The sequence below is a fragment of the Streptomyces odonnellii genome (assembly GCF_000981895.1).
In the GTDB taxonomy this organism is placed as follows: Bacteria; Actinomycetota; Actinomycetes; order Streptomycetales; family Streptomycetaceae; genus Streptomyces; species Streptomyces odonnellii.
In genome coordinates, this window is record NZ_LATD01000383.1 from 1 (window position 1) to 3,203 (window position 3,203).

Annotated in this window: 1 protein-coding gene; it reads right to left on the reverse strand. The window is 74.3% G+C overall.

Annotated elements, in window-relative coordinates; genetic code table 11:
• Positions 1-27: 27 nt before the first annotated feature.
• Positions 28-2,976 (reverse strand): FAD-binding and (Fe-S)-binding domain-containing protein, encoded by a 2,949-nt coding sequence (locus WH07_RS30535; RefSeq protein ID WP_079023692.1) that lies wholly within the window; start codon positions 2,974-2,976, stop codon positions 28-30.
• Between the last annotated feature and the right edge of the window lie 227 nt (positions 2,977-3,203).

The following is a 3,203-nucleotide window of genomic DNA, read 5'->3' on the forward strand; positions in this document are numbered from 1 at the left end:
ACCGTCAGCTCCGCGTGCCCCCCGCCGTCAGCCCCGGACGTCCGCCGTCCCCTCCGTAAGCCCGGGAAGCCCCTCCGCCAGCACCTCCGCCAAGTGCCTCGCCCGGTATCCCCCTGGCTCCGCCAGTTGCGTACGGCACGAGTAGCCGTCCGCCAGGACGGCCGTCCCCGGCTCCGCCGCCCGTACCGCGGGCAGCAACTGGTCCTCCGCGCAGGCCACCGACACCTCGTAGTGGCCGCGCTCGAAGCCGAAGTTGCCCGCCAGGCCGCAGCACCCGCCCTCCAGCTCGCCGGTCAGGCCCGCTCGTTCACGCAGCCGCCGGTCCGCCGCGTCGCCCAGGACCGCGTGCTGGTGGCAGTGGGTCTGGCCGGTGACCGGGCGGTCGATCCTCGGCGGCGCCCAGTCCGGGGCGCGCTCCTCCAGCGCCTGGGCGAAGGTCCGTACGGACACGGCCAGCCGCTCCGCGCGCGGGTCGTCCGCCAGCAGTTCCGGCAGATCGGTCGTGAGCGTGGCGGCGCAGCTCGGCTCCAGGACGACGACCGGCAGATCCAGATCGAGCAGGGGCTCCATCCGGTCCAGGGTGCGGCGCATCACCGTACGGGCCCGGTCGAGCTGGCCCGTCGACACATATGTCAGCCCGCAGCACACCCGCCTGCCCTGCGGCGGCAGCACCACCCCGATCCCGGCCGCCTCCATGACCCGTACCGCCGCCCGCCCCACCGACGGCGACAGATGCTCGGTGAAGGTGTCGGGCCACAGGATCGCCGCCCGGTCACGTGCCAGGACCTCGGCCCTGCCCCTGGTGTGCCGGCGCAGCCAGCGGCCGAAGGGCTCGGGCGCCAGGGGCGGAATCGTACGTTCCGGAGCGATGCCGCCGAGCCGCTTGGCGAGGCCCGCCAGCGGCGGCACGCCCGCCGCCGCGTTCAGGACCCGCGCGAAGGGCGCCGCCGCGCGCAGCCACTCCGGCAGCCGGCCCATCGTGTAGTGCGCGGCGGGCCGCCGCCGTCCCTTGTAGTGGTGGTGCAGGAACTCCGCCTTGTACGTGGCCATGTCCACGCCCACCGGACAGTCGCTGCGGCACCCCTTGCAGGACAGGCACAGGTCGAGCGCCTCCCGTACCTCCTCGGAGCGCCAGCCGTCCGTGACCACCTCGCCCGCGAGCATCTCGTGCAGCAGCCGGGCGCGGCCGCGCGTGGAGTGCTGCTCCTCGCCCGTCGCACGGTACGAGGGGCACATCACCCCGGGACCCGAACCCGGCCCCGCCACCCGGCACTTGGCCACCCCGACACATCGGCGCACGGCCGCGGAGAAGTCCCCGCCGCGGGGCCCGTCGTGCGGATAGCCGAAGGCGACCTCGACCCGCTCGCGCGGCAGCACGGAGAAGCGCAGGTTGTCGTCGAGCGCGGCGGGCCGGGCGAGGACGCCCGGGTTCATCCCGCCCGCCGGGTCCCACACATCCTTGAACTGCCGGAAGAGCCCGGTCAGTTCGTCCCCGTACATCGTCGTCAGCAGCTCCGAGCGCGCCAGTCCGTCGCCGTGCTCGCCGGACAGCGAGCCGCCGTGCGCGACCACAAGCGCGGCTGCCTCCCACGAGAACTCCCGGAAACGCCGGACACCGTCCCCGCTGATCAGGTCGAAGTCGATACGGACATGGATGCAGCCGTCGCCGAAGTGCCCGTACGGCGTACCGCGCAGACCGTGCTCGGACAGCAGCGTGCGGAAGTCGCGCAGATACGGGCCGAGCCGGGCGGGCGGCACCGCGCAGTCCTCCCAGCCCGGCCATGCCTCGCTGCCGTCGGGCATCCGGGTGGCGGTGCCGGCCGCGTCCTCCCGTACCCGCCACAGGGCCCGCTGCTCCGCCGGGTCGTCCACCACCGTGCCGTCGAGCGGGTCGGCCACGCCCAGGACGGTCATGGCGGCGGCCCGTGCCTCGGCGGGGGTCGCGCCGCCGGTCTCCACGAAGAGCCAGGCGCCGCCGCCCGGCAGTCCGGGCCCGCCCCGGACCCCGCCATGGCCCGCTCCCCGGCCTCCTCCCCGGGTCCGTACGAGGTCCTCGGCCATGCCCTCGACGGTCAGCGGACCGTACGGCAGCAGCCCGGCCGCGGCCTCGGCTGCGGCGCTCTCGTCCGGGTAGCCGAGGACGGCGAGGGCACGGGCGGCGGGCGCCTCGACCAGCCGTACCGTCGCCTCGGTGACCACGCCGAGTGTGCCCTCGCTGCCGCAGAAGGCGCGGGCCAGGCCGGTGCCGGCCTCGGGAAGCAGCGCGTTCAGGGCGTAACCGGAGATCAGCCGGGGCAGCCCGGCGGGAAAGCCGGTGCGCAGCGGCGCGAGATTGCGCTCGATCAGCTCGCGCAGTCCGGCGGGGGCGCCGTCCCAGCCGCGCCCGAGGCGCAGGGTGTCCCCGCCGTAGGTCATGACGGACAGCTCGCGCACATTGTCCGCGGTCGTCCCCCAGGCCACGGAGTGCGAGCCGCAGGCGTTGTTGCCGATCATCCCGCCGAGGGTGCAGCGGCTGTGGGTGGACGGATCGGGGCCGAAGGTCAGTCCGTACGGCCGCGCCGCGGCCCGCAGATCGTCGAGGACGACACCGGGCTGGACGACGGCGGTACGGGCCTCCGGGTCCAGGGACACGAGGGAGCGGAGGTGGCGGGTGAGGTCCAGGACCACCCCGACGCCCGTGGCGTTCCCGGCGATCGAGGTGCCCGCGCCGCGCGGTACGACCGGTACGCCGTGCTCCCGGCACACCGCGAGCGCGGCCGCCACATCCGCCGCGTCGCGCGGTGCGACGACCCCGACCGGGACCCGGCGGTAGTTGGAGGCGTCCATGGTGGTCAGGGCGCGGGCCGCCGCGCCGAACTCCACCTCGCCGCGTACGGCCGCTCTCAGCGCCCGCGCCAGTGCCGTGGCCGCCGTGGCCGCCGCGCTCGTGGTCGCCCCGGTCGGTGTGGTCGCTGTGTGCGTATCCGGCTCAGCCATATGCCCAGGATGCCCCGCACTTTGTCCCGGCCCGGGCTTTTCTGTGCCCGTCGCGCGCAGACTGTGGAAGAAAACCGAACAGGAAGCTCCCAAACTGATCGTCAAATCTCATATAGTGGCCACCGTTTGAGCAATATTCAACAGATTCCAAGTCCGTCACCACGGGATCGCCCCTGTCCCGCCCAAGCTCGTCCCAGCTCGCTCCCCCCTCCCCGTCCGCTCCGGCT

Excerpts from the sequence above, each read along its gene's own strand:
- WH07_RS30535 (WP_079023692.1), bottom strand. The coding sequence starts at position 2,976 with ATGGCTGAGCCGGATACGCACACAGCGACCACACCGACCGGGGCGACC.